The 26323-nt window shown below is 57.5% G+C and carries 17 protein-coding genes and 1 pseudogene; 8 read left to right on the forward strand and 10 right to left on the reverse strand.

The genetic code is table 11. From position 1 onward, the window contains the following. Nucleotides 1–403 precede the first annotated feature (403 nt). Together OHL18_RS16940 and OHL18_RS16945 are read right to left on the reverse strand one after the other, a co-directional pair. On the reverse strand, nt 404–3973 hold the full coding sequence (locus tag OHL18_RS16940; RefSeq protein ID WP_263376056.1) for an Ig-like domain repeat protein: 3570 nt from the start codon (nt 3971–3973) through the stop codon (nt 404–406). A gap of 101 nt (nt 3974–4074) precedes the next feature. Beyond that, nucleotides 4075–7536: an FG-GAP-like repeat-containing protein gene (locus OHL18_RS16945; protein ID WP_263376057.1), complete on the reverse strand. Its 3462-nt coding sequence runs from the start codon at nt 7534–7536 to the stop codon at nt 4075–4077. Nucleotides 7537–8117: 581 nt separating this feature from the next. Between OHL18_RS16945 and OHL18_RS16950 the strand changes: the two genes are divergently transcribed. The 4 genes from OHL18_RS16950 to OHL18_RS16965 all read left to right on the forward strand — a co-directional run bounded on the left by OHL18_RS16950 (nt 8118) and on the right by OHL18_RS16965 (nt 13171). Then, nucleotides 8118–10061 carry a winged helix-turn-helix domain-containing protein gene (locus tag OHL18_RS16950; protein ID WP_263376571.1) on the forward strand — a complete coding sequence of 648 codons (1944 nt, stop codon included), beginning with the start codon at nt 8118–8120 and terminating at the stop codon, nt 10059–10061. A 123-nt stretch (nt 10062–10184) separates the two neighbouring features. Then, the gene (locus tag OHL18_RS16955) at nt 10185–10484 is read left to right on the forward strand and encodes a transposase (protein WP_263376058.1); all 300 of its coding nucleotides are present in this window, start codon (nt 10185–10187) and stop codon (nt 10482–10484) included. Nucleotides 10485–10558: 74 nt separating this feature from the next. Next, nucleotides 10559–11581, forward strand: coding sequence for an IS110 family RNA-guided transposase (locus OHL18_RS16960; protein WP_263376059.1), 1023 nt, complete (start codon nt 10559–10561; stop codon nt 11579–11581). A gap of 555 nt (nt 11582–12136) precedes the next feature. Beyond that, nucleotides 12137–13171 (forward strand): VWA domain-containing protein, encoded by a 1035-nt coding sequence (locus tag OHL18_RS16965; RefSeq protein WP_263376060.1) that lies wholly within the window; start codon nt 12137–12139, stop codon nt 13169–13171. Between the two features lie 26 nt (nt 13172–13197). Here OHL18_RS16965 and OHL18_RS16970 read toward each other — a convergent pair whose 3' ends face one another. The 3 genes from OHL18_RS16970 to OHL18_RS16980 form a co-directional block, all read right to left on the reverse strand. After that, a complete protein-coding gene (locus OHL18_RS16970; RefSeq protein WP_263376061.1) occupies nt 13198–13629 on the reverse strand; it encodes a hypothetical protein in 432 nt (143 codons plus the stop codon). A 104-nt stretch (nt 13630–13733) separates the two neighbouring features. Further along, complete coding sequence (locus tag OHL18_RS16975; RefSeq protein ID WP_263376062.1) at nt 13734–15371, reverse strand: HAMP domain-containing methyl-accepting chemotaxis protein; 1638 nt, start codon at nt 15369–15371, stop codon at nt 13734–13736. A 99-nt stretch (nt 15372–15470) separates the two neighbouring features. Further along, on the reverse strand, nt 15471–16277 hold the full coding sequence (locus OHL18_RS16980; protein WP_263376063.1) for a hypothetical protein: 807 nt from the start codon (nt 16275–16277) through the stop codon (nt 15471–15473). Nucleotides 16278–16644: 367 nt separating this feature from the next. Here OHL18_RS16980 and OHL18_RS16985 point away from each other — a divergent pair, with 367 nt between their 5' ends. Continuing rightward, on the forward strand, nt 16645–17109 hold the full coding sequence (locus OHL18_RS16985) for an IS91 family transposase (RefSeq protein ID WP_263376064.1): 465 nt from the start codon (nt 16645–16647) through the stop codon (nt 17107–17109). Nucleotides 17110–17275: 166 nt separating this feature from the next. Then, nucleotides 17276–18483 (forward strand): IS3 family transposase gene (locus tag OHL18_RS16990; protein ID WP_263376065.1). Its coding sequence is split into 2 segments (ribosomal slippage): nt 17276–17543 and nt 17543–18483, totalling 1209 coding nucleotides; the frame shifts between segments, so codons are not numbered across the junction. A gap of 189 nt (nt 18484–18672) precedes the next feature. Here OHL18_RS16990 and OHL18_RS16995 read toward each other — a convergent pair. From OHL18_RS16995 to OHL18_RS17005, 3 genes and pseudogenes are all read right to left on the reverse strand, one after another. Further along, nucleotides 18673–19332, reverse strand: a pseudogene (locus OHL18_RS16995) (toll/interleukin-1 receptor domain-containing protein); the annotation flags it as partial. 94 nt (nt 19333–19426) lie between these two features. After that, on the reverse strand, nt 19427–20740 hold the full coding sequence (locus OHL18_RS17000) for a transposase (protein ID WP_263376066.1): 1314 nt from the start codon (nt 20738–20740) through the stop codon (nt 19427–19429). A 125-nt stretch (nt 20741–20865) separates the two neighbouring features. Continuing rightward, the gene (locus OHL18_RS17005; protein WP_263376067.1) at nt 20866–21756 is read right to left on the reverse strand and encodes a hypothetical protein; all 891 of its coding nucleotides are present in this window, start codon (nt 21754–21756) and stop codon (nt 20866–20868) included. Between the two features lie 218 nt (nt 21757–21974). Here OHL18_RS17005 and OHL18_RS17010 point away from each other — a divergent pair, with 218 nt between their 5' ends. After that, on the forward strand, nt 21975–22907 hold the full coding sequence (locus OHL18_RS17010) for an RHS repeat-associated core domain-containing protein (RefSeq protein WP_263376068.1): 933 nt from the start codon (nt 21975–21977) through the stop codon (nt 22905–22907). Between the two features lie 47 nt (nt 22908–22954). Then, complete coding sequence (locus OHL18_RS17015; RefSeq protein WP_263376069.1) at nt 22955–23476, forward strand: hypothetical protein; 522 nt, start codon at nt 22955–22957, stop codon at nt 23474–23476. Nucleotides 23477–23864: 388 nt separating this feature from the next. Here OHL18_RS17015 and OHL18_RS17020 read toward each other — a convergent pair whose 3' ends face one another. Together OHL18_RS17020 and OHL18_RS17025 are read right to left on the reverse strand one after the other, a co-directional pair. Beyond that, nucleotides 23865–24080: a hypothetical protein gene (locus OHL18_RS17020; RefSeq protein WP_396274739.1), complete on the reverse strand. Its 216-nt coding sequence runs from the start codon at nt 24078–24080 to the stop codon at nt 23865–23867. 722 nt (nt 24081–24802) lie between these two features. Further along, nucleotides 24803–26290: a M20/M25/M40 family metallo-hydrolase gene (locus OHL18_RS17025; RefSeq protein WP_263376070.1), complete on the reverse strand. Its 1488-nt coding sequence runs from the start codon at nt 26288–26290 to the stop codon at nt 24803–24805. Nucleotides 26291–26323: the final 33 nt, after the last annotated feature.

A 26323-nucleotide genomic window follows, 5' to 3' on the forward strand; every position in this document is an offset into this window, starting at 1 on the left:
CGAGCAAGGCCTCTGGACGGCATCCAAAATCCCCGCAAACAAGACTCGTCCGCAGGGTTCGAACCAAATCAATCCCCGGATCTCCGCAAAACCAGCATGTGTTCCGTAAATGGAGCGTTCAACAACTCCTAGAAGCATATTCTTTTCGGTTCACCTCGAAGACTCTCTGGATGAACTCCAGAAAACGCCAAAATTCAACTGTCTCGCCGGCAGAAGCGGGGAAACTCCCATTTAGATTTGCGGCGGCTCGCCCTTTCCAACGCGGTCCACGTAACCGCCATCGACTCGTCGCTCATGAACAAGGCCGGATCCGTCTCTGGCTCGCGCTTGAAATGGATCGACGCTGCGTACCCCGCTCCGCTCTCACGCGCTTAACATCCCAGATTCACGATTGTCTGCCGTCTCACTGAAGCGTCACGGCCAGAGGCGTTGTACTGCTGTTACCGGACTCATCGCTCACGACGACAGAGATCGTCTTGGTGAGGGTCGTATCGACCAGCAGCGCTCCAGACGCAGATGGGCTATGCGCTGCATCCCCGCCGTAACTCGCGACGATCGCATCCTTTCCTATGGCTAGAGTCTTGGTGGAACAGCTTGCAGAGCCAATCTGAATCGTCTGCGTGCAGAGAGTTATGCCGCCATCGGAAAAGGTCACGGTTCCAGTCGGAGAAGAGGACCCTACGCTTGCTGCAACAGATGCAGTCAATGTGACCGTACTTCCATACGTGGGCATGGCGGAGGAAGAGGTAAGGGTTGTGGATGTCGCTACGGGTGCCGCTGCGCCGCCGCCACCGCTGCATCCGGACAAACCGGAGAACACTACACACACGACTGCAAGCAGCACGAAAAGACGTACCGCACTGCGTCGTTTGCGAGGCATCAGGAGCAAGCCGAGCACTCCGAGTCCCCCGAGCGCAAATGCGGGCGACGTCCGCTGCTGTTGTGTTGCCGATTCGACGGGCGTCTGGTAGGTCACACTGAGCGTGCTGGTTGCGGAGCCATCGGAGCCCGATACGGGTGTGGCAAAGCTACAACTCAGCCCCGGCGGCAGCGTCCCTTGGCACGAAAAGACGAGCTGCGCGGCGTGGATTGTGGCCCCCAAAACAGGAGTGACCGCAACCATCGCCGAGCCTGCTGTACCCGATCCCACGCTCACAGTCAGAGCCGCTGGAGTCACCGCGACCGTGAACGGAGCGGTCAGCGTCACGGCTGCACCGACCGAAGTGGAGCTGCTGTAGTTGCCATCTCCCGAGTAAGTCGCGAAGATGCTATTGGCCCCTGCGGCCAGAGACGAAGAGGCGACGGTGACATAGCCGCTGGAAGACGTCCCATCCGAATCGGCCACGAGGGGCGATGTTCCAATCGTCTTGCCCGTGGTCAAGTCGGAAAAGGTGAGCGTCCCGGTGGGCGAAGCGCCGGAGGGGATGCTGCTGGATACCGTGCTCGATAGGGTGACCTTCTGGCCTTCTACCAGGCTTGTCCGGCTCGCAATCACACTCGTCGCGCTTGCAGCAGGCGTGATCGTGATCTGCAGGCCGCTGGACTCGCTGGCTGCAAAGGTTGCGTCTCCTTCGTAGCGGCCGAACAGAGAGTAAGTCCCGCCTGGAGTTCCGCCCACATCGAGCTGTACTTTCCCGCCCACCAGCGTTCCATCCCTCAGGCCCTGATATCCGGCAACGGTCGTGTTGCTGAGCACGGCTACATCCCCACTGGGCGTTTGCGTAGAGGCGGAGGCGCTTACCGAGACTTCTATCGGAAACGATTCGCCGTATATCGCCGTCTTGGATCCGGTCGCGGAGAGAGCGGTTACCGTGGGAAGAGTAGTGGATGCCGCCGTGCTCCAGCTCGAGGCTAGATTGTAGGCGTTGATCGATCCAAGCCCGGTCGCAAGGTCGTAGCCGACGTTTGTCTCGTAGCCGGGCAAAATGCCGAACTGCTGCGTGCTGCTTGTTGTCGTGCAATTGGCTGTTCCGGCCAGGCACGGAACCATGTTGCCGCCTTGCGTTACGTCATAGAAGGTGCAGCCCGGCGCGGCTGCTGCATTGCCCGACTGGCAGGCCGTCTGTTTGCTCGGATCGGCATACTGCTGCGCTGCCAGTTTGTAGAGGATGTAGTTGGGATTGCCCAACTGCGTTCCGGTCTGCTGCGAGACCAACGCCATGATCCCCGCGAAGGCCGGCGAGGCGAACGACGTTCCACCCGCCGCCTGGAGCGCCGTATTCACATCGCAGGCACCCGTTCCGATATCGTCGGATTGGCAGTAAATATAGAAGCTGCCCCAAAGTCCATTGCCAGCAAACAGCGAGACATCCGGCAGATCGCGAACGCCGTCGGCGGGAATACCGGGAACGTCGGCTTGCCACGTTGGTTTGGGATTGCCGCCCGAGCAACTGCCAGGCGTCACGCCATCGGACACCGTGCATTGGCTCGCGCCCCCCGAACCGCCGCCCGTGGTCACATAGTAGGGCTGCAGAGTCGCGTCGTTGCATACGGCCAGGGGATCGCCGTCGGTCACGCCTTCGGTCTGCAGCGCCCCAAACAGCAGATCGTTGGCGCAACTGTTGTTCCACGCCGCTTCCGGCACATACGACTTGGCCGATGCGAGCGTCGTCGCATCATTCGACGCATTCCAATACGCGGAAGGATCAGTGTAGTCGCCATAGAGGTCGGTGCCACCTACGGCCACGGTGTAGGGGGTCGAGGAGATTCCATTCACCTGCAGCCCATAGCTGGCGTATTCCTGATCCTGATCGCACCCAGCGGAACCCGAGTCGCCAGTAGATACCATGACCGTCATTCCCTGGGCGTCCGCCTGTTGCCATAACTCGGAATAGAATTGGTTGCCGGAGACGCCAAACGAAAGCTCGCAACCGCCCCAGCTCTCGCTGACGATCGGCGCCAGGTTATTGGTCACGGTGTAGAGTGCCGCGATGTCGATGCCGGCTGTGGTGTTGGTGTTGGGAGCCGTGACCAAGTCGATCGTAGCGTTCTTGGCGACAGCGCCCGACCATTCCACGTCCAACGCCGCCTCCACCTCGGAGCCGTTCGTGCCGGGATCGGTGGTCGGATAGATTACGTTTAGCTTCTTCGCCGGAAGGCCGAAGGTGGAACGGAAGTAGTCCACATCGGCTGGATTGATGTCGGATTCGCCGATAATGGCGATGGTTTGGCCGGTGCCGTCGATCCCGTCGTTCCACAAAGGACCCACGTTGTACATGGTCGCGAAGTCCGACGGACCCACACCGTAGTACGTCTCGCCCTTGACGGTGGTGGTGAACTGCGGCTTGCCCTTGGCCACATCCGCCATCGCCCACTTACCCGTCGTGCTGTCTCGCTTGATCAGTATGGGCTTGGTGTGCATTGCGTGGCGCGGGAAGTTATTGAGAGAGGCAAATCCGGCAACGACGGGCGCGAGAGCCGCCGGAATCCGCGGATCGCCGGCGTTCGACCAGTAGATTCCGCTCGCGGTCTTGTACTGGTGAATCTCGGTATGAAAGGCGGCCTTCAGTTGCGCGTGCGTTCCCGAAAAGGCGATCAGGTCGCCTCCCGCGGGCGTCGATTCGACGGTGAACCCGCCTGCCTTGAGCCATGCGGCGATCCTGGCGATGTCCTGTTGCGCCACGCCGAAACGCTGACCGAACGCTTGCGGCGTCAGCCAGCGATGATAGTTGGCGCTACCCGGGTTTTGCAGTTCGCCGAGATACCGAGCCAACGACGCATCCTGCGCGGGGTCTCTCTTGAGCACCAGAATCATCTGCTCCAGCGGAAGCGCCTCGGGCGCCGCGCCCAGATCGCTCTTTGCATTCGCCTGCGGGGGGATATTGCCGCTCAGCGTCACCAGATTGGTGTCGTCGATGTTGGCTGCGATGCGCGGCGCCGCGCCCTCGCGTCCCTTGGAGGTTTGTCCGAGGGAAACGGCTTGAACGGCGAGAAGAACGAGGAAGGCGAGCGCGAATTGGAATTGCTTCTGCATGATTCTCCGTGGAGTGCTAGTTGCCTTGGTGTTGCCAATACCGCTTCCGTGCGACAAGCGATGCAGGAAAGTCGCGGGCGAGGACGGCCTCGCCCGCGAAACTACTGCACGGTCACGGTGAGCGTCGTGGTTTGCGCGGTGGCGCCGGAAACGGACGGCGTCGCGGTGATCGTAATGGTCGATTGCCCCTTGGCGGCGACTTTCGCGGCGGCGCTGCCGCCGCACCCGGTCGCTCCTACAACCAACAGCAATCCGGCGACCATGGCGATGGTAAGCGTGTGCCACTTCTTGCGCCTCTTGCGCGGTAGAAAGAAGAGGATAGCCGCCAAGCCAACCCCGCCTGCCGAGGCACCGAATCCGCCCAGCTTGCCAAGAGCGGTGATCTCCGTGGACGAGGCGCTTGCCACCACAACCGTCACCATTTGCATCGCTCCGTGTGTCAGCGTCACCGTGGATGGGCTGACGGTCACGATCAGTCCCTGTTCGGCACCCGAGGCGGTGAAGGAGACGCTGCCGTTATACGTCGTGTTGGCGGTCACCCCGATCGTGATCGAGCCGGTATTCCCCTGAGGTAGGCTCAGTGAAGCTGAACTCGACTGTAGCGCGATCGCCGGCGCGAGCGCAGTGACTGCGACCGATTCAGTCGCGCTTGCCGCGTTGAAGTTGCCGTCGCCCGCGAAGGCTGCCGTGATGAGATTCGTCCCCACCGGGAGCGCCGCTGTAGTCAGGGTGGCAACGCCTCCGCTGATCGCACCGGTCCCAAGCATGGCGCCGCCCGTGCTGAACACGATGTTGCCCTGCGGCGCGTTGGCGGTGAAGGTCGTGGTGAGCGTTGCCGTGAGCGTGACGCTTGCCCCTTGCACCGCCGAGGCCTGAGACGCTACGAGCTTCAGGGCGGAAGCCCCTTGATTCAGGAACAGGCCGTTTGCCGAGTCGTTGACCGCCAGCACATCCGGTGCCCCATCGTGATTGAAGTCATCGACAAAGGTGAAGGTGCTGAACGTTCCCATCTCTTCGCTGAGATACGGGCCAAAATCGCCGCCGCCAAGATTCGGATACGTCACCACCCCGTATTGGTCGTTGTCGTCATACTGAGAGTAGGCGGAGATCGCGAGATCGGGCAGGCCGTCGTTGTTGAAGTCCGCAAAGGCCGCGCCGAAAGGAAGTGTTCCCTGGGCAACGAGCGTGGGAGGGCCGAAGCTGGCGCTGCCCTGGTTCGGCATCAACAGCACGCCTTGCGTTCCGGGTATGACGCTATAGCCGTAAGGTCCAGCCTGTAGGAGCCCCGCGGTGCTCAGCGCAACGTCCGGCTTGCCGTCCTGGTTGTAGTCCGCGACCCTCAGCGACGTAACCAGATATCCGGAAAGGATCGTCGTCGGCGTGCTGAAGGTGCCGTTTCCGTTGCCCATGGCAAGATACACGTTCGTGTAGTCGTCGTAGGCGTAGTTGTCGTTGAAGGCCAGATCCAGCTTGCCGTCGCCGTTGAAGTCTCCAAGAGCCACATTGAGCAACTGCAGGCCCGAGGGATAGAACTTCGTGGTGAAGTGTCCCTTGCCGTCATTGATAGAGACGAAGTAGCCGGATGGCGTGACAACGGAGCCGCTGCACTCCTGGTCTCCCGGATAGGCAAAGACGATGTCGTTGCTACCTTTACCGGTCAGATCGCCCGTCGTGGCGTAGTTCATTGGGCAGGCCGGCGAGATCCCCAGCGAGATCGGGGTGTATGCCGAAAACGTTCCATCCCCCTTGCCGGCCGCGTAGCCATAGCCCGTCGCCGAAAGCTCCACCAAATCCGGGATGCCATCGCCGTTCAGGTCGACAAAGTGCGAGTCCACTCCGGCCACCGCGGCAACCTCAGCCGCCGATTGCGCGATCACCTTCGTGAAGTTTCCCTTGCCGTCGTTGAGGAGGGTAACGAATGGGACTACATTCTGGTCGGCCACAATGTTGGTCAGATCCTCCGCAATGATGTCCGGATAACCGTCGCCGTTTGCATCGCCTTCCGCGAATACACTCAGATTGCTCGCGGGCAGTGTATAGATCGAAGCGGCCGTCGGGTCGAGCGAAGGGTAGCTCACCGCGGCGGCGCCCGCCAGTTTCCCGCCCGCCAGTCCGTAGTCGAGGATCGCGGTTGACTGCTGGGTATCGATATCCAATACGTCGGGCAGGCCGTCGCCGTTGAAATCGGCGATCGTCGGCAGGTTGTACGGACGCTGGCTTGCACCGACCACGCGAGAGCTTGCCGTCGACGAGAAGGTTCCATCGCCGTTACCCGGATACAGGGAGATTGCACCGTCGTCATAGGTCACAATGTCCGGCTTACCATCGCCATTCAGATCGGCGAGCGCAAACGCATAGCGCGAGGGCTGCAGAGGAACGGCAACTTTGGGCCCGCTAAAGTTTTCCTTGCCATCGTTGAACGAGACGTAGACATTGCCATCTCCGACGTTGAACAGAACGTCAGGGCTTCCGTCGCCATTCAGATCCGCGACGCTGAAGTTCGATGTCACTAGGCTGAAGCTTGAGACTGTGGCTGCGGTATAGGTGGCGTTGCTGAACGCGCCGGTTCCATCGCCGTTGGCAATGACGAGTCCGGTGAGTTCGGCGCCCGACTGGTTGGTGACCTCGATCGCCAGGTCAAGGTTTCCATCACCATTCATATCCGCCAGGATCAGCCCCTCCCCTTGCTGCGGGAATGCAGCTCCAGGAACCTGCGAGTCGCTCTCCGTTTGCGGAGAGCTAAAACTGCTGTCTCCCCGGTTAATATAGCTCTGCACGGTAAACGTGCTCAGGTAGTCGTTGATTGCGGCGGTATAGTTCTGCGACGTGGTCAGCACCACGATGTCGGGAACGGAGTCGCCATTCACATCGCCGACCACCAGCCCCCCGCCGTTGTAAAGCTCGGCCCCGGAGGTCGTCGACACGTTGTAAATCACCGGAGACTTGAAGGTCCCGTCTCCGTTGCTGATCCAGACCAGGAAGTCGTTGTCCACGTAGTCGAGGCCGACCAGGTCGGCTTTGCCATCGCCGTTTAGGTCGGCGGCTGCGATGTAACTGACATACGTGTCCAAAGCTGAGGTGTCGACATGGGTAATCGCGGAGGAGGAGAATTTACCCTTGCCGGGATTGAGCGCAATGTTAAGCTCGCCGTCTCCGTTGAGCGTGGCCAGATCGGCAAGTCCGTCTCCGTTGAAGTCTCCAACGGCAGTTGAATCAATGATGTAGGCATCGGTGGCAGGAGCTACTCCAATGGCAGGCGCGGCCACAAATCCAGGAAAGTTCACACTCACCCCCTGCAACTGGGTGGCATTCGGCATAGGTTTGGCGATGGCTGACAGTACAGGCTCTCCGGCGCTGTTCTTCATGGCCTTCAGGGCGGGCAATACCTGGCGTTCGAACGGACTCATAAAACGACGTTCTGAGCGGGTCGTCGGCAGCGACTCGCTGGAGCGCTTCTGCCGTGCCTCCATCTTCGCCAGGAACTTGGGATTGGTGTGGCTTGGCGTCGAGAGAACCTGGGAAGAAGATGAGAGTGAGCAGGCCACCAAAGTCAACAAGAGCAACCACGGACCCGACCTCCGCACTGATGTGCGGATCGATTCTGCCTCCAGCCGTCTTCCTGGGATGCCTTTTGCAAGCTCAATTATGTTCACTCCTGTTGCCTCCTGGAAAGTTCGTAAACTCTGCCCATCGACCGGTTGAAGCCGTGGGGTAAAGGGCACTATGACAACGACCGAGCTGCGGGTTGCGCCACTCGGGACTAATGGTTGAGTCGTCTCCGGCGCGAGATGCACAGGAGGACAGGCGAGCTATTTCTCCGATCGTAGGCACAGGCTTTTTGAGCTTGGGATCGGGAAGCTTACCCAACAGCGTCTAGGACTGAATGTGTTGGATTTACCCTATTTGGACATTTCGCCCAGCGTCAATTCCTCGAAACATCGGAAAGATCTCAGGAAAATATCCGCGGATAAGTAACCTCAAGTCAAATAGATATGTGTCTTTTGTACCTGCCAGGGAAGAGGCCCGAAAACGAGTTGGCGTGCTGTGCATTTAACATCTTTCTATGGAGCTTCCCTTGCGACGCGTGTATTCCTTCAAGTCGTTCCGGTTCGATGCGACGAGTGGGGATTTGACACACCATGGGATGAGGGTCCGCATCCAGGAGCAGACGGGACTCTTGCTGACCATTTTGTTGGAGCGCGCTGGCTCCGTGGTGACGCGCCAGCAACTTCGCGATCAAATGTGGCCGGCCGGGGAGCACCTGGGCCACGATCATGCCATCAGCAACGCGGTCAATCAGTTGCGAAACATCCTTCGCGACAAGCCGACTAAGCCGGTGTTCATTGAGACTATCCCTAAGCGGGGCTACCGTTTTCTGCCCGAAGTCACTTTTCTGGCGTCGGAGCCAGTTCCCGAGCACTCAGGTCTGGAGCTCACTGAAGAGACGGAATCTCTCGATCGAGGTCTCTCCGAATCGGGGCTGATGCTAGTTCCGGTGTCCGGTGAACTGGCGCTCGCAGAACCAGAGGCTGCTTCAATCATCGCGTCTCAGCAACCTATCGAATCTGCTCACGACGCTCTCCGCCTGAAGCGACCGAGAATCGAGCCGTGGGGCAAGTGGCTGGCGGCTGCGGCTATTTTCGTCGTCGTCGGTGCAAGCGGTTTTGTGTTTCGCCGCCACAGTTCCAAGCCTCAGCCACTCTCGATCGGCATCGCTCCATTTCAAGTGTCGGGTTCCGGCGCGGATCAACTCGCCGAAAGCCTGCGAAGCGCGCTCTCGGGTGCACTGAGCCAATCTCCGTCCATCAATGTGCGTGGGCAGCACTCGCTGAGCGACGCCGGCCAGGACGATTCCAGCGTACGCCGCAATGCCCAACTGCTGCACCTTGACGATCTCTTATTCGGCAACCTCACCCTCGCCGAGGGCCGCTGCGACCTGCAACTGAAACTGGTGCGTGGAAGCGACGCCGTCCATGTAGCCTCGTTTCATTACAGCGGGACGACAGACGAACTGGCTTCCCTGCGCGACCGCGCCCAAAAGGACATCGCTGCGGCATTGAAACGACCGCTGCCCGAAGACCGGCGGTCGCGGCCTGCCACCAACCACAAGGGCTACGAAGACTACCTTCGAGCGCGCAACTATCTGACACCATGGTCCGACGACTCCCTTCCCAAGGCGATCCAGAGCTTCAAGGCAGCGATCGCCGGAGATCCAAGCGATGCCGATGCCTATTCCGGCATGTCCAGCACCTATATCCTTGCAGCAGAACATGGCCTGGCTCCTCGCGAAGAGAGTTATCGCACCGCACAAAGATATGCGCTCAAAAGCACCGAGCTGAATCCGCTGGACGCCGAAGGCCACGAAGACCTTGGCTATTTGGCTTTTGTTTACGAATGGAACTTCGGGGTTGCGGAAAAGGAGCTTCGGGAAGCCGTGGCGCTTGAGCCCAACAACGCCGAGCATCGCGATATGCTCGCGCTGCTCCTCTGCATCACTAATCGATCCAACGAGGCGCTCCATCAGATCGATATAGCTCAGGAGGATGACCCGCTCTGGCCGTCGGTCTATTTTACCGAGATGTACGTCGCCACCAGCGCGCGTCAGGAGGAACGAGCCCTCCAGGCTGCGAACCGTCTTGTCCGTATGAAGCCGGATTCGGCCTTGGCGCACGATCAACGGGCATGGGTCCTGTGGAACACGCGCCACTATGAACAGGCAATCGAGGAATGGCGACTGATGGCGTCCATGGAGAAAGACGCTCCGCGATTGAAATTAGAGAACGCCGGGCTGGCGGCGTTCCACAGTGGCGGGATGGAAGCGTATGCTCGGCTCCATTTGAAGGCAATCCAATCCGGCACCAGTTGGTCCCATGAGAACGATTTCCTGCCCGCGGAGTGGTACATGTTTTCCGGTGATCCAGATCGTGCGGTGGCCGAATTGGCGAAGCTCGTCGATCGGCATGATTTCTTCGCTCTACAACTCACCACATCCCCTTCGTGGATTCCCCTCTACAAGAATCCGCGCTTTCTAGCGCTGGTTGCTCGTGTGGGCCTGCGGCTGTCGCAGATCCAGAGCCCTGCTCGATAGTTGGTTTGCGGTCCTGGTTTAGCGGGTGCGCCGTGGACTATCGAGCGGCGCGGAAGAGAAGCTCGCTCTGGCAAGCGACGCTTTAGTGTCTGAGTGAGTGAACTATAAGGTGGGATTCCGTGTGTGCGAGGAAACCGGATCGACGATCAGGAGATCGGGATGCTCTGTCTGCATCTGATTAAGCTGTCGCTCGTCTACATCAACACCCTCATGATCCAGCAGGTACTGGCCGAACCCTCCTGGAGCGGCCGCCTCAACACAGACGACCAGCGAGGCATCACTCCCATGATCCACAGTCACATCAATCCCTATGGCAGTTTCCGGCTCGACCTCAACATCCGCTTACCTCTCGACCCGCCGCGTTTCGGGCGGCAATCGGTCGGAGCCCAGCTCCTGCTCGGCTACGATCAACTGACCGGGTGACAGATAATGGGATGGCCCGTCGCCTTCCAAAGGCTATTGTGGCAGGCTATGTGCAGGTAAAGGAGGATCGACTCTTGACAGCACACGTTTGTGGCATCGATATCGGCAAGACGGTATTTCATCTGATCGGCCTGAGCGAGCAAGGCCAGATTGTCTTGAAGAAGCGTCTGAACCGGAAGCAGCTGATTACTCTGACCGTCAATATGCCAGCCTGTCTCATCGGCATGGAGGCGTGCGCCGGGTCCCACTTGCTGGCGCGTGTGCTCCGAGCGCAAGGTCACGATGTCAAGCTCATGCCAGCTGAGTATGTCCGACCTTTTGTTAAATCCAATAAGAACGACTACGTCGACGCGGAAGCCATTGCCGAGGCCGTGCAACGGCCCACGATGCGCTTTGTTCCGATCAAGAATGAAGCACAGCTCGATCTGCAAGCACTGCATCGCGTGCGAGACCGCTGGATGGGCAGGCGCACGGCGGTGATCAATCAAATTCGTGGTTTTCTGCTCGAGCACGGGATCGCTGTCAGCGTGGGCCCGGCACATCTGCAGCGACAGATACCTTCCATTCTCGAGGACGCTGAGAATATCCTATCCCCGCGCATGCGCTCGCTCGTGCTGGAGCTTCGGGGTGAATGGGAGAAGTTGGAAGAACTAATTGATGAGGTGACCCAGGAACTCGCCGGAGCGGCGAGGGAGGACGAGAATAGCCGGCGTCTGCTGACTGTGCCTGGCGTTGGGCCGCTCACGGCGACCGCGCTCACCGCGGCGGTTGGTAACGGCATGGCTTTTCGCAAAGGGCGTGATCTGGCCGCATGGCTAGGCCTGGTTCCACGGCAGCATTCCACAGGCGGCAAATCAAGGTTGCTGGGCATTAGCAAGCGCGGCAATCCTTATCTGCGAAGGCTCTTTGTGCATGGAGCTCGATCCGTGCTCGCACGGGTGAAACGAAGCCAGCATCGATTCGGAGGATGGCTGGATCGCCTGGAAGCCAGATCCCCGCGCAACGTGGCCATCGTGGCGTTAGCCAACAAGCTCGCGCGCATAGCGTGGGCAGTGCTGACTAGCGGCCAAGAGTATTGCGCGACGGTCGGCACGTAAGGAAAAGCTGGAAATCACCCTGTGATTCCCATTCTCCTCACGCGAGTTGCTGCGGGTTTTATACAAAGAGTTCCTACCAGGTTTGCGAGCAGATTCACTGATGGCTGAACAGGTCCATCCGGCCCACCTTGAGCCTTAAGGGGCAATCGGTCTGACGTTGAGACCGCCCAGATAATTAGGAGAGGGCAGGCGCGGATTCCATTATGGCTCGAAGCAGATCGACCGCTTCAACACGAAGCCGCATACATTGGCGCAGACCGCTTCACCATCAAAAATTTGCTTGCAATCAGGCGACGGACCATACATTGCCCCTGGTGACAGCAATGTTGAGTTCACCCCTTCGTGGCGCGGATCGATACGTTCTCACAATCCTGAGTGCGGGAACGCTGCCAAAGGCCGCCAATTTTACCTTTTCGAGGCGTCGGGCAAAATAGCCAAGGGCCTGTTCGAGTAACCGGCAGATGTCACTAAAGACTAACCCTAGGTTACGCCGCGATCAGGCTTGGAGTTGGATTTTAGCTGACCGTAATGACCCAGTAATCGTTTAATCGTTTCATGAACTATGCGGTTCTGTTCTTTTCGCTTTCATGCGTGATCGTCGCGGGTTCCCTTACCTTGCAAGCACAGGATGCGCCTTCACCGGGCGCGCCTCCTTGGGCAAGTAGTGCCACTGGTCAGACGGACGGCGACCTATCGACGCCTCGATTGAAGGTAAGGGCTGATTTGGTCAATGTCTACTTGTCCGTAAGCGACAAGAGCGGATACATCACAAACATCCAGAAGGGCGGATGTGCGATCGAGGAAGATAAAGTCCCTCAGAAGATCAAGGACTTTACCTTTGAGGATAATCTTCCGCTGTCGATCGGGCTGCTCCTCGATACAAGCTCCAGCCAGAGACATGTGATGCCGTTTGAGCGGGAAGCCGCTAGACTCTTCCTAAACCACCTCGCAATGCCGAAAGACGAGACGTTTCTCATTTCCTTCGACTCGAACGTCGATCTGTTGGCGGATTTTTCGAATGAGCCTGCCTTTATCCAACAGGCAATCGACCACGCAGCGTTCAAAGCCGGTGCGAGCCCGGCAGGTAGGTCTATGACCGGTAATGGCGCTATTGGCGGAGCGCTGCTTTATGACGCGCTCTATCTTGCGGCCCACGACGAACTGCAGCAAGCAGCCGGCCGCAGGGTTCTCTTAGTTGTCACGGATGGTAATGATGAAGGCTCGCAGCAGGATCTGAAATCTGCGATTGCGGCGGCACAGAAAGCGAACACAATTGTCTACGTCGTTCTAACCACCGACAAATCGTCCACCGATAGGCGACAAGCCTACCGGGCTATGGTCGAGATGGATCGCCTGGCCCGCTCGACGGGTGGCCGCGTGATCGATGTTGGTACTGATCAAAGGAAGCTGGATACCGCTTTCACGCAAATCGAGCACGAGTTGCGGGCGCAGTATCTGGCGAGCTACACATCGACCAACGTCCGAATGAACCTCCCTTTGAGAAAGCTCAGTGTCAAGTGCGGAGAGGGAGAAAAAGTCCAAGTGCAGAAAGCGTATTACGTATTGACCGATGAGTCAGGAGACGAGTAACGCTGGTTCTGATTTCGTCTCTGCTTCTACAGAGTAGATTCTACCATTCTCCCTACGGTGGGAAGTTTGGCCCCCGGGGTTTCAATTGCACATGCAGTACAAAGCTCGCATATAAATACGTGACCTAACTTTTGAAGGGACTCATACATGATGGGCTTGCCATCTCTATCCAACAACCCTTTCGGCTCATTCCATTGGTGCTTGCACGATAGCAGTGGAAAGAGCCGATCATATAGACGAACTGTCGCAGCTTCTGCGCCAGCATTGTCAATATACTCAACAAGGTCGAAGTAGGCTAAAGGCGAAAGATCGGGTATGACGGAGGCAGGCCTGAGATTGAAGAGGATTTCCTTGTAAAGGATCGTCCCAACGAAACCAAGAGCCTTTCTAGATACAGCCTCCAGCTGGGTGACGATGAGGCGCAACTCTTCCAACTGAGAGAGCAGATTATCATCCATATAGGGAATTGCCTCCAACGTCTGAGACAGACAGAGTCTCGTGACAGAATAAACCTTCTTGAGTGACACAAAGTAGCTCAGTCACAGATGAACAGTCGATTCCATCAGAAGGATTGGAAATTCTCTTCCATCGGAAATGAGTTCAATTCCGCTGCGGTTGGCTTCGCGGACTGTGGGCCCGCTTTGACGGGTCCACTTGTTTTTCTGTTGCTACTGCCAGAGGGTTTCCTCGTCTGCGAGGCACGAGTATGGTACGTCTGCCAGGTCGAGGTAGCAGCCCGACGCGTGGAACGAAGAGACATACCAGACGATTGCCCACCACCACCGACCATCTCCTGGAGCCGTCCGATTACGTCTTTCAGCGTCTCGGACTGAGAGCTCAACTCTTCTGCTGCTGCCGCACTCTCTTCCGCGCTCGCTGCATTTGTTTGCGTGACCTGCTCCATCTGACCGATCGCTCGGCCGATCTGGTCGATGCCACGAGACTGCTCTTCGCTCCCTAGGCTTACTTCATCGACCATCACCTTTACCTTCAAAGAATCTTCAGTCACGGCCCGGATAGCAAGAGCTACCTGGTCTACCTTGCCCTTACCCTCGTTCGACCGAGTAATAGAGTCTTCGATCAACGTGGCCGTGTCTTTTGCCGCTTGGGCACTGCGCTGCGCCAGACTCCGGACCTCATCAGCAACAACGGCGAAGCCCATACCTGCTTCACCCGCCCGTGCGGCTTCTACCGCGGCGTTCAAGGCAAGGATGTTGGTCTGGAACGCAATCTCGTCAATTACTTTGATGATCTTCGAGATTTTCCCGCTTGACTCCGTGATGAGATCCATGGAGACGACCATGTCTTCGAGGAATCGGTTCGCCTGGTTGACCTTGTCCTGTGACCGTGACAGGAGCTCAGCCGTCGAGCGCGAGTTATCCGTGTTCTTGCGTGCCATCGAGTTGATCTCCTCGGAAGATGCCGAAGTCTCTTCAAGAGAAGCAGCTTGCTCGGATGCGCCCTGCGCCAGCGATTGGCTTGAAGATGAGACCTGGCCTGCGGCGGTGGCAACCTGCTCAGCGCCATCGCTCAACTCAAGAATGCTGCTCTGCAAGATAACATTGATTCCTCGGACAACCCACACGATACCGCAACCGACTCCCAGGCCAAGCACGATCATGAAGATGCCTACGTTCCTCGCGGTTGGAATCATGGCGATATCGTCTTCGCCTACCTTCACGGCAAACTTGTATTGGGCCTGAGAGATCTCATCGCCGGCATCGCTGATGGGCGAAGCCAAGGCATCGACCTTTTCTCGCAAAACCGTGTCCGCGGCAACCAAGTTGCCCTTCTCAATGAGTTCATAATCCTCATTGAGCGCCTGGGAAAAGGCTGGCATCTTATCGAGCACCTCTGTTTGCATCTTCTGCTTCAGCTCCGGACTCGCGGCATTCGCAACGAACTCCCCTCCTTCTTTCAAGACGCGTGCCGATTCTGTTTCTATAACGCCGCGAAGCCGCGCGATCTCTTTAGCATCGTTCATGTGCGCCCGTGCATTGATTCCACGAGCGGATCCCAGGATGTCAGACGTGAGATTGTTGACATCTCCAGCCAAGTAAAGATTGCGCGCTTTGTTGGTAGCAACGTCTGTAAGTGAGTCGCCGAGAGTGCCGAGGTTCCTCATGGAGACCAAGCCGATCGCTATGGTTATGACAAGCGATGCACCGAATCCCGCATATAACTTTTTGCTGATGGTCATATTTCACCTCAATAGTCTTGTCTTGAGTTGCTTGCGCAGGCGATGCCAACGCACTTGCTGCTGTCTTCTGAAACCTGCTCATTGAAGATTTGCTGACGGTCAGAAAAGCCGTGACACCGACTTGAAGATCCTGTCGCTCCGGACGGAATAACCTATCGAGAAAAGCGCATGAAATCTGGCGGAGTCCTTCAGGTATCCGGTTCTGATATCCAATTGAGTGAGCCTTCGGATTGTGATCGAGAACCCTCCGTCGACGACATACTCAAGGTTGCCGTTCGCAAGAATCGTCGGCGCGTATTCAGCGAACCCCGTAACGGTTTCCGATAGACTGCGTCCTCCAGCGACGCTTGGAGCCCATGACATTCGGCGGGCACCCGCGAGGGTCGTGAGCGTGCTGCCTCCAACTTCGTTCAGGAAGTAGGCTTTCTTGATCGTCTGTGTCCAGATTGCGGTGACTCCGGGATCGTAGCTGCCGGAGGTCCAATTCGAACCGCCTCCTGGAAAGCTCAATCCGACAATTGAGGAGCGGGGATAGATGCTGTTGGGTTTGCCCAAAGCGAACTTGGCGCTGAGCGCCGGATCCATAGTTTGAAGGGAATGACTGTCGGAGGTGTTCGATCGCTGGTAAACCTCATCGCCAAACAAGAAGCGAACTTCTACCTGATTGGTCAACCCAAAACGCAAGAGTGTTTCTGGAAGGTCGGCGACATACTGTTTTTTTTGATAAGTGACTCCCGCTCCGTTTTCAACCTGCAGGCTCTGGCCGGGAATCAGATCGGGCGAATTGCCCACCGTGGGCCGTTCAGTGGAGATCACGGGTAGCTGAGTTTCCTGAGCGGAGGCAATCCATCCTCGGCTGCCCATGCTTAACAAGCAAACGACCCCAAATTTGACAATGCTTTTCAATGACGCTCCAAATCTTGTGAGTGATTGGGTTGGAATCGCAAGCTGCTCAACATGAAGAGATCGATAGCGCTGACATAGAAACGGTCCTCAAGAAGGAGATTTCATAAAGACATCCTTCGTTCGGCCTAGATCTCGGTATTTACGAAATCTTTATAGATCGAGCATCGTCTTATCGGCTGCGCCGAAGATCCGCTCCATGCCACTATCGTGCTACTCAGGAGAACCAAATACAGCTGACATGAATGAGTCCGGTCCGCGTTTCGACCGGTGGCATCACCCGTCGCCAACCTCGAAGCCCTCGCCGCCGACTGGTCCGTCCTCGTTAGATTCATCCAAAGACCGCCTCTAGAAGTCTTCACTCTGATAGATGGGAAAAATAGCCGAACTACTGATCGTCGACGAGCTAGGCTTCGTGCCCCTGCCCTATGTCCATGTGGTCTTCACCGTGCCCGAGCAACTGGCGCCGCCGGCACTCCGCAACCAGCGTCGGTTCTACAACCTGCTGTTTCGGGCCGCTTCCGAGACCCTGCTGGAGATCGCGGCCGATCCACACCATCTCGGTGCACGCATCGGCGTACTCTCCGTGTTGCACACCTGTTCGCAGGACCTCGGACTTCATCTCCACCTTCACTGTCTCGTCCCCGCCGGTGGACTGGCGCTTGATCGCTCCCGATGGGTCGCGTCAAGACGTAACTTCTTTCTACCGGTTCGCGTGCTCAGCCGGATGTTCCGCGGCAAGCTGCTCACCTTCCTCAGGCAGAGCTATCGATGTCGTTTTTCCTTTACCTATATAACGGTTTCGTTGGTTCCAAAGGACTTACGCTATTCCTAAAGGTGTAGAAATGTTCCTTAGCCTATAGAACTCTTCCTATACCTGTAGAACGATTGCTCATGCGATTTCGTTGTCAAACCGATCGTCAACGACGTTCAGTGGTTGGAGTGCCCGGCTTCTTTTGTACCAGTGGAATTGATACAAACTGGGATCAAAGGAGCGTTCTATGGCACGAGGGAAGAAGCATAGTCCAGAGCAGGTTGTGAACCTGTTACGTCAGATCGAAGTCTCTATTGCGAACGGTAAAACGACGTCGCTCGCGTGCAAGGAAGCGGGGATCACGGACCAGACTTACTACCGTTGGCGTAAGGAGTATGGCGGGCTGCAGGTGGATCAAGCGCGGCGGCTGAAGGAACTGGAACAGGAGAACGCGAAGTTGAAGCGCATCGTGGCCAACCTCAGCCTCGAGAAGCTGGTGCTGAAGGACATCGCGGAGGGAAATTTCTAAGCCCTGAGCGACGTCGCTGTGCGGTGAACCATGCGCGACAGGTGCATGGGCTGAGCGAGCGGCATGCGTGCCTTGTGGTGCAACAGCCACGTGGCACGCAGCGCTACCGCCCGACACAGCGCGAGGACGAAGATGCTCTCACCCAGGCCATCGTGACCCTAGCTGGTCAGTATGGCCGCTATGGTTATCGCCGCATTACAGCTCTGCTCAGACACGCAGGCTGGCATGTCGGCAAGGACCGGGTGGAGAGAATCTGGCGTCGCGAGGGGCTGAAAGTTCCACAACAGCAGAAGCCAAGAGGCCGGTTGTGGTTGAACGATGGCTCGTGCGTGCGCTTGCGGCCTGAGCATGTCAACCATGTCTGGAGCTACGACTTCGTGAGCGCTAGGACATACGACGGAAGGACGGTGCGGATGTTGAACCTGATCGATGAGCACAGCCGGGAGAGCCTTCTGGTCCGGCCAGAGCGTCGCTGGTCGAGCGCGAAGGTGATCGAGGTTCTGGCCGACGTGATGGTGATCAAAGGAGTGCCGCAGCATATACGCTCGGACAACGGCCCTGAGTTCGTAGCTCGGGATCTGCGCAAATGGCTTGCGAACACAGGTGCAAAGACACTCTACATCGAACCCGGTTCACCATGGGAGAACGGCTACTGTGAATCGTTCAACTCGAAGCTGCGCGACGAGTTCCTCAACGGGGAGATCTTCTACTCCATGAAGGAGATCAGGATCCTGGCTGAACGATGGAGGATCCACTACAACACCATCCGGCCTCACTCCTCGTTGAGCTATCGGCCGCCAGCGCCAGAGTCGTGGCAGGGCGGAACTGAAACAGGGTATGGAGAAGTGGAAAGCAAAGTGCGCTTCCCACTTCCCCACACCCTCGACGGCGGCTACTTGATCACAAAAGAAGCTGCGCTACACTGATAACCCGCGGTACAAAAGATCGGGCAGACCACTTTATTGTCCGTTTTCTGACGGGCCCCCCAGTATGCTTGCAGAAGCCGTAGAGCTCATCGAGGAACAGCTCAATCTACAATCTGTTTGACGTACCCCAGGGCAAAGCCTTGGCTGACCTTGGAAAAAGCGAGAAACGTTGCAACAGAGCCATTCGTACTACCCGCGGATATATGCATCCATGTTGTTAGAGGATTTATCTGCCGTTTTGGCCCGGCTGGTGGTCACGTCTTGAATAGTTTGGAAGAGTTTTGATTGCATATCCTGCTGGATCTTCCAACGATCCATTCGAGATTTTTCGGCGTCACGCATAATGGTTGCGTATATTAACTGTGCTTCCCTCGCATCTGACAAGTACTGTGCCCATTGCTCTTTGGATTGCCCAGCATCCCTTAGAGCATCGCCTTCTGTCATCTGTATGACAGAAGCGCTGTCAAACGCAGCTTCACTCCTCATAAGTATCTCCAGCTTTTCTTTCAATACGCCGGAGGCAAGTTCATTCAACCCCTCTCCAATGCTTTTCCAGGCCGAATCGCGATCATCCCACTTCGTCACCGGCTTGGCATCTTTCGGAAGCGCCTGAAGCTGGGCGAGATCAGTTTCTTTCCACGCGCAATCACGAATGAGGATCGGAACGAGAATAGCTTCTTTGCGCATCCTGCGTTCTAAGGCGGCGGGCAATTCTTCTTCGCAGCAAAAATCTGAGGCAAGAAAGTCGGGACTGACGAGAAAAACGATGATATCCGCACTGGTGAGATGCTGGTCAATGTGGTGCTTCCACTCATCTCCGGCTCCAATCCTGGCATCGTCCCACACCTGGAATGATTTCTTTCGGGTATAGCAGCCCGTGGTGCAAGTAGCTGAATTCCATTGGGTGCTCTATGGGGTATTTCTGGAGCGATAGCATCCGGTGTTACTGGGCAAGTGGGGCCATTTGGAGTTGGACTGCGCGGTGGTGCCGATTCTGGCAGGTGAGCCACACGAAGAGGCGCAAAATGAAGTGTACGGCGCGGTTCCTCAGCTCTCGCGGAGTGCCCGCGCCGAGCAGTTTCCGCATCACCAGGCTCAGGTTGAAGGCGCTGACATGGGCCAACTGGCGCTTGAGGATGTTCTCGCGTCCCCGCAGGTGGCAGCGGCGCATCCCGCCGGTTTCGTAGCAGTGGGCGAAGCTGCGCTCGACCAGTTCGCCGCGCCGCTTGAGCAGGCTCTTGCCGTAGCTGCCCCGCACCCGCCGCCGATTGTCGTAAGTCGCCCGCTGCTCCTCGGCCTTGCCCCGCCAGCGCCGCTTGCCCTTCTGCCGCTTCTCCGGAATGTAGCTGCGCAGCCCGTAGCTCTTCACCCGCGTCAGGACCGCTCCGCTCAGATAGCCCTTGTCCGTGACCAGTTCTTCGATGCCGTTGAGGTTGACCTTCGCAGCTTCTGAAGGCATCTCCGACTGACGCGCCGCCAGCTCGGCCACCGCCGAGCCGGCCTCGATCAACGTCTCGTCCAGCGTGGCCGTGTCGCCCTTGTCGGCGGCCTGCAGGGTCACCGCAACCACCGCGCCGGTGTCCAGATCGACGGCGTGCTCGGCCTTGTGGGCCAGGTGCGTTCGCCCGTCCTTCATCTTCGCAATCCGCGCATCCTCGTCGACCGGGCTCTTCCACTCCTTGTTCGAGGTGCGCTTCCTGCGCTTGCGGTCCAGCCGTGTCAGGTCTTCGCGCGTTGGCGTTGCGATGCCCGACGCCCTGGCCAGTGCGGTCAGAAACTCCTCGTAACTCGCGCCCGTGTCGCGCCCCACGATCGAACGCATCGCCGCGTTGGCCTCGAGCGTCGTCGCGTCGACGGCCACGCGCTTGCCCTCGATCAGCCCGCGCCGCGCCAGCACCTCCAGCACCCAGCCGAACACGGCCGCATGCGTCTCCAGATCGATCCGCCGCCGCGTGCGCGAAATCGTCGAATGGTCCGGCGTGTATTCGTCGAGCGCGATGCCGACGAAGCGCCGCAGCGCGAGCGAATCGGCCATCCGCCAGGCGATCCCGCGCTCCGCCCCGATGCCTTCGAAATACCCGATCAACAAAGACCGGAAGTAGATCCCAGGGGTCAGCGACGGACGGCCGAACTGCGCCGCGTAGAACTTCGCGCAACGGTCTTCGACAAACCGGTCGAAGCCCTCCGTGTCCAGCACAGCATTGAGACGCTCATAAAAAGGATGCCCTGGAGAGGCCGCCAACTGCGTGTGCGCCACCCACAAACCCTCTTGCCGCTCCCGATCCTGCCGCCGACCCATCGCCATGAACAAAGCTTACAAACCGGCGCTGTGAATACCCCTGAAATCACCCGCACACGTATCTACACTTGCACCACGGGCTGCTAGGCGTCACGTTCCAATTCCTCAAGATCACGTAGGAATTTGGACGCCTCAGATTTGCCGGCGGGCATCTGCGCCAACCACGGCACTGAGCGTTTAGCCACTGCCATCAGTTCGCGACTGTGTGCCGCGTCTAGCGTTCGGCCAGTCACCAGCCGATTCTGAAGGATCGGCGCACATAACTGTGCTTTCCGGCTGTTTGGGTCAATCAACTGTTGCAACTTGGCATAGGCAGCATAATCGGCGGGTTCTAGGATGCTACTTTTAGGTTGCGACTCAAAAGCTGCCAACTTCGGGATGCCGGAGTGAGATTGAAAGCGGGGATCTTTTTGAATCGCGCGAAACACAATACTGCGGCGATAGCTATATCTCGGAATTTCCTCTCCAACTACTTTTAGTCGCTGACCCAATGGAACACTGGAAAGCGCCCGCTCTAGCACAACATGCAGAGCTGCCATGTAACCATCGGTCATAATGGCTAGGAATTTATTCTCAGTTAAGTCTCGATAGTCACCAACGTTGACGCTGCCATAGACTAGTCGCAGTCCTGAATCCTGAGGAATCGCACCTAGAGCAGCGAGCATCGGCTTGTTGCGATCTTTAGGCCATCCCCGCAACTCTTTCATGTGAAGGTTGGTACGATTATGAGCGGCAAGAGTGCTACGCCACTTACGCATACAAGTATTCCAACTTCGATCATTTCCCATGAATCCGGCGACAACTACATGAGAATCTCCCTGTGTCATGCTCTCGTCGATATATGCAGTCAGCATCAGCGCCCAATCCGGCGGAAAGTCGTGTGGAGACTCGAAAATCCCGTCTAGGGAACAGTCTGCCTCAAGTGCTGGGTTAGCAATGTGTGTTTGTGTGGGAAATGCGGATAGGGTTGCCATAGGCAACGGATTATGACACAGTGTATGGGTTAGTCATCTCAGTTTATGCCGTCTCAACGCTCTCCTGCTCTGCGTCAAATTCCACTTGGTCCGAAACGACTCGTTATATCGTCGGCCTTAATGGTGAGCCCCTCACCGAGTTGAATGGAAGCGGAGTGTGGCAGCTTACAAACCTATTCGCAGGCGGACGCCTACTAGCGACCTACTCGGCAAGCACGATGACGTTCGCTCTCAACGATTGGCTAGGCACAAAGCGCGTCTCGATTACGCCTGCCGGGGTCGTATACGGAACGTTTGCAAGCCTTCCGTATGGGGACGGTTTGACTTCGACAGGGACCGATTCGTCAGCCGTTCACTTCACCGGCAAAGAACGGGATGCAGAGTCAGGATTGGATGATTTCGGGGCCAGGTATTACGGTAGCAATATGGGCCGATGGATGTCGCCTGATTGGAGTGCAAAGACAGAACCCGTACCATACGCGAATCTTGGTGATCCTCAGAGCTTGAACCTCTACGCATACGTGAGAGGCAATCCGGTAGGCAGGGCGGATCTTGATGGCCATATCGAGGATATGGGGGATTTCTTTGACACCCTTGATAACGCGGCGTGGAACAGTGGGGCAAAGAATCTTAGTGATCAGAATGCAGCATTAGCAGCGAAGGAGTTTGCAAGGGGGCAAGCGGCTGCGCAAGCCGAGGATGAAGCCATATCAAGCGGCGATGAGAAAAAAGCCAAAAAAATCGTTGAGACGACTTGGGGCGACACGAGAGCAGTAAAACAATGGTACAGTCTTGCAAAGAAAGATCGCGATACGCTTTACGATCCAGCCTCCTGGAGTAGCGGAAACGTAGACCTAGATTTTATTAAGGCCCGATATAATTTCGAATTTGCAAAAGCTGCACAGAGCCTGTTTACATTTGCCGAAGATTTTATATCTACTGCCACGAGTGCCACTGGCGATCCGGAAACTGTTCTAGGAAGACTAACTAACCTAGGTATCTCGGAAGCAAAGTATGGTACGGATCTTGCTAAAGGTGGTTATAAAGCTTCATTTTCGCAGCAGGTGCGCGAAGCGGAGCAGGCTTACATAAGCGCAGCTGCGACGCACTCATATGGAGTTGAAAAGGGATGGTGGCCAGCTGATCAGTAGTTATACTGGTAAAAGTGTGTCAATAAAAATCTCACTGGAGATATCGTGTGAAACCTTCTTCTAAGATTGTCGCGACAGCAGTTGTTGCCAGTTTTATTCTGGCTCTCGTCGGCCTCTTTCATTCGCAGGCCAAGGCGGTGATGTGGCATCTCGTTCACGGTAGAGATGTAACTTGGGATAACCATGTCGTCACGTTACCAATCTGGTGGACGCCTTCGGTCGGTTCGAGTGGAGGTAGCTTGAAGCTGACTCGCGCGACTCTGTTTGGCGCGGACGTAGAATTGAATGTGACCAAGAAAGGATCAGCCGCCTTGCTAGAGTCTTCGGATGCTGCGCTACATTGGCAGGAAGAAAGCCTTCCCAAGATGGCATCTGGCGCTAGGTCAGAAGCATTTAAGGCGTATACAGTCGTTACTGCCGGCGGAGAAGTATTTTGTGTGGGATCTGCGGCGGATGACGTTTCCGTTAGCTTTGTTTGCCGTGTAACGGGGACAGACTGGGATGTTCGATTTCTGGGAGATGAGACCGCTGCTTCGGACGCCAGAGCCATTGTGGGTAGCCTACGTTAACAGACGCATTGTTGATTTAACTCAAAGAGCGGAATTTGCAAAGTTAGGTGCCTCATCTCTGTCTCGAAACGGAGGAAGCGAAGGGTAGATTCCAGCTCAAGATGAATAACATCGTCCTTGACGAAGCTGTTCATTTCCCAAACCGCGAGCTTCGGGCGTATTTGTGGCAGGGACAATTGCACCAGTCGCAGACTCCGCGCCCGGGCTGCTCGCACTAAAGGCCGTTGGCTGAAGCTTACCAAATTCACGGCCGAAGTCTCCCCAAGTTTCTAGCCAGCCTTTGACCCGACTATGTGAACAGCAGGGCGCGGACATCCGCGCCCTGTCGGGTCGTGAAGCCAATACTCAACATAGTCCGACTGTGAACATAGAGCTTCCTATGTTGTGCTTAACATAGGAAGCTGTAATTGTGGAACCTGCCCATAGCCAGGAGGTAGGCGGTTAGACCTTCACTGTGTCCCTCTTCCAACTGGTCGATAAGGGCTTTGACATTGGCGGCGATGACCTCTTTGGAGGTTTGCGGTTGCTTTGTCTGCTGCTGTTGGAGGTTCTGGATAAAGGGGCTGACGGTGGGTGCGGTGGTGGCGACGATGGCGGTGTTCATGGGTGGTTCCTCCGTTTTTGAGTGGCTGTGCTGTGTTTGCTCACAAACACGCCTTGGCCATGGCCCACGCCATCGAGGGCGGCAAGTGCAGGGTGTGGGAAAAGTGGCCGTCAGGCCAGCCGGAGGCCGGAGGAAGCGAATACCTGGAGCTGCACGGAGCTTTTTCCATCGCCTTGCGCGCGCCAGGAGCGGCGCTCCTCAGAAAGGCTTGGTTTCCTTGCCGGGCGCGGAGCGCCGGGGATCGCGTTCGCCGTTGTTTTTTTCGGAGGGGAGTTGCGGGGAGGGCTGACCTCCCTGCTGAGGAGGGTGGCGGAGGACCGAAGGGCCGGAGGCAGGGAGGCGATCCTCCCTCTTAAAAAACGAGGTCAGAAATCTCTTCCGTGAAAAGAAGAAAGGAATGAAGTGGTGCGGAGCCTGATGCTCAAGGCAAGGCAAAATTGCAGGAGGACTTGAGTGTCGCTATGATGAATCATACCCGTTGGCAGCGCCTAGTTGAGGGGTTGTCGGCCCAGAAGCCGCTTCGAGCCTCGCTCTTGGCGGTTTCTGTTTTTTAGGATCAGATTGAATAGTTAAGCGAACTTACGTGTACGTCGATAGCTTCACGAGCGAAACGCGGCAACATCAGCATCACAACACAGCAGGCGATCGCTCGAAGCATTTTCATCGTGAGCAGTGATATCACTCGGAACATACTTCGGGCCTGTGACGCCGCAGGCGAAGCTCTAGTTCATCGCCATCAATGCCGCCATCGTCTCCGCCCCATCCCAAAGATTCTGCATCCGCAGATTCTCATTCGCCGCATGTTGATTGTCGTCGTGGTTGGCGATCGGCACCATGATCATCTTCGTCTCCGCCGCCCGCTCCATCGCGTCCAGCGGCACGGTCCCGCCCATCGTCGGCAGCAGCACCACCCTGCCCCGCGCGCTCTTTACGGCCGCAATCACCTCCGCCGCCACGGGAAGGTCCATCGGCGTGCGCGATGCCTCCTCCACCCCATCCAGCTTCACCTGCGCCACCTTCGCATGACCCAGCAGCTCCTCGCGCGTCGGCTCCGCATACGTCACAAAATAGCCCTGCGACTTCACGTAATCCACCACCCGCTGCTGCTCCACCTTGCCTTCGGTCCCCACTACCAGCCGCATGTCCAGGTTCACCGTCGCGGACACCGGAATCGCATTCGGCGACCGCGCCCCGGTCTGCCCCGACGAGATCCCGTTGATGTTCAGCGAAGGCTCGTTCAGCAGCTCCAGCAGATGCCGCCCGCCGCCGTCCATGTGCCCCAGCGCGAACTCCCTGCGCAGCATCTCGTCGTTTACCGGAGCGTCTGCCAGCGCCTTCTTCTCCACCGGCCCCAGCGGCTGAATGCCGTCGTAGAAATGCGGAATCAGCACCCGTCCATTCGCATCCTTCATCCCCGCCAGCAGCTCCACCAGCATCATCGCCGGGTTCGGTGCCCAGTTGCCATAGAGCCCGCTGTGCAGCGCATGGTTCGGCCCATAGACCGTGATCTGCACATGCGCGTCCCCACGCGCGCCAAACGCCAGCGACTGCGCCCGCGTCTGGTCCACCGGCCCATCGCAGACCAGCCAGATGTCGCCCCGAATCAGCTCGCGGTTGGCCATTAAAATCTGCTCCAGGTGCGCCGACCCGGCCTCCTCCTCACCCTCCCAGATAAACCGCACATTCGCCGACAGCTTCACCCCCGCAGCCTGCAACGCCCGCAGCGCGGTCAGCTGCGCGAAGATTGCCGCTTTGTCATCCCCCGCCCCGCGCGCATACACCCGCTCTTCTCCATCCAACATCTTCATCACCGGCGTAAACGGCTTGCCCGACTCCCACTCCGAAGGCGTCACCGGCTGCCCGTCATAGTGCGCATAAAACACGATCGTCCGCGTCGCCCCCGGAATCTTCAACTCGCCCCATACCACCGGTGGAACCCCCGCCAGCCCCGCAGCGGTCAGCAGCTTCGTCTCCGCTCCAACACTCCGCAACTGCGCCTCCAGATACTCCGCATTCTGCCGCAGCCCCGCCGGATCCAGCGCCACATTCGGCATCGATAGGAACGCCTCATACTGCTTCGTCAGCTCCGCATGACGCGGCGCGGTATAAGCCTTGGCGGCGGCAGCAGCCTCGGCGGTTTGGGCAAAACCAGCAGCAGCCGACGACGTGGCAACCACAAGGGCAAGTAAAGAGTTTCTTGCATTGGACATGCAAAAACCCTAGCACGGCTTTCAATGATGTTG

This window comes from Granulicella aggregans (assembly GCF_025685565.1).
Lineage (GTDB): Bacteria > Acidobacteriota > Terriglobia > Terriglobales > Acidobacteriaceae > Edaphobacter > Edaphobacter aggregans_B.

Coding starts and splice junctions, on each gene's coding strand:
- OHL18_RS17010 (WP_263376068.1), top strand. CDS start 21,975: ATGACGTTCGCTCTCAACGATTGGCTAGGCACAAAGCGCGTCTCGATT.
- OHL18_RS17020 (WP_396274739.1), bottom strand. CDS start 24,080: ATGAACACCGCCATCGTCGCCACCACCGCACCCACCGTCAGCCCCTTT.
- OHL18_RS16970 (WP_263376061.1), bottom strand. CDS start 13,629: ATGGATGATAATCTGCTCTCTCAGTTGGAAGAGTTGCGCCTCATCGTC.
- OHL18_RS16985 (WP_263376064.1), top strand. CDS start 16,645: ATGGGAAAAATAGCCGAACTACTGATCGTCGACGAGCTAGGCTTCGTG.
- OHL18_RS16975 (WP_263376062.1), bottom strand. CDS start 15,371: ATGACCATCAGCAAAAAGTTATATGCGGGATTCGGTGCATCGCTTGTC.
- OHL18_RS16950 (WP_263376571.1), top strand. CDS start 8,118: ATGAGGGTCCGCATCCAGGAGCAGACGGGACTCTTGCTGACCATTTTG.
- OHL18_RS16940 (WP_263376056.1), bottom strand. CDS start 3,973: ATGCAGAAGCAATTCCAATTCGCGCTCGCCTTCCTCGTTCTTCTCGCC.
- OHL18_RS17005 (WP_263376067.1), bottom strand. CDS start 21,756: ATGGCAACCCTATCCGCATTTCCCACACAAACACACATTGCTAACCCA.
- OHL18_RS16965 (WP_263376060.1), top strand. CDS start 12,137: ATGAACTATGCGGTTCTGTTCTTTTCGCTTTCATGCGTGATCGTCGCG.
- OHL18_RS17025 (WP_263376070.1), bottom strand. CDS start 26,290: ATGTCCAATGCAAGAAACTCTTTACTTGCCCTTGTGGTTGCCACGTCG.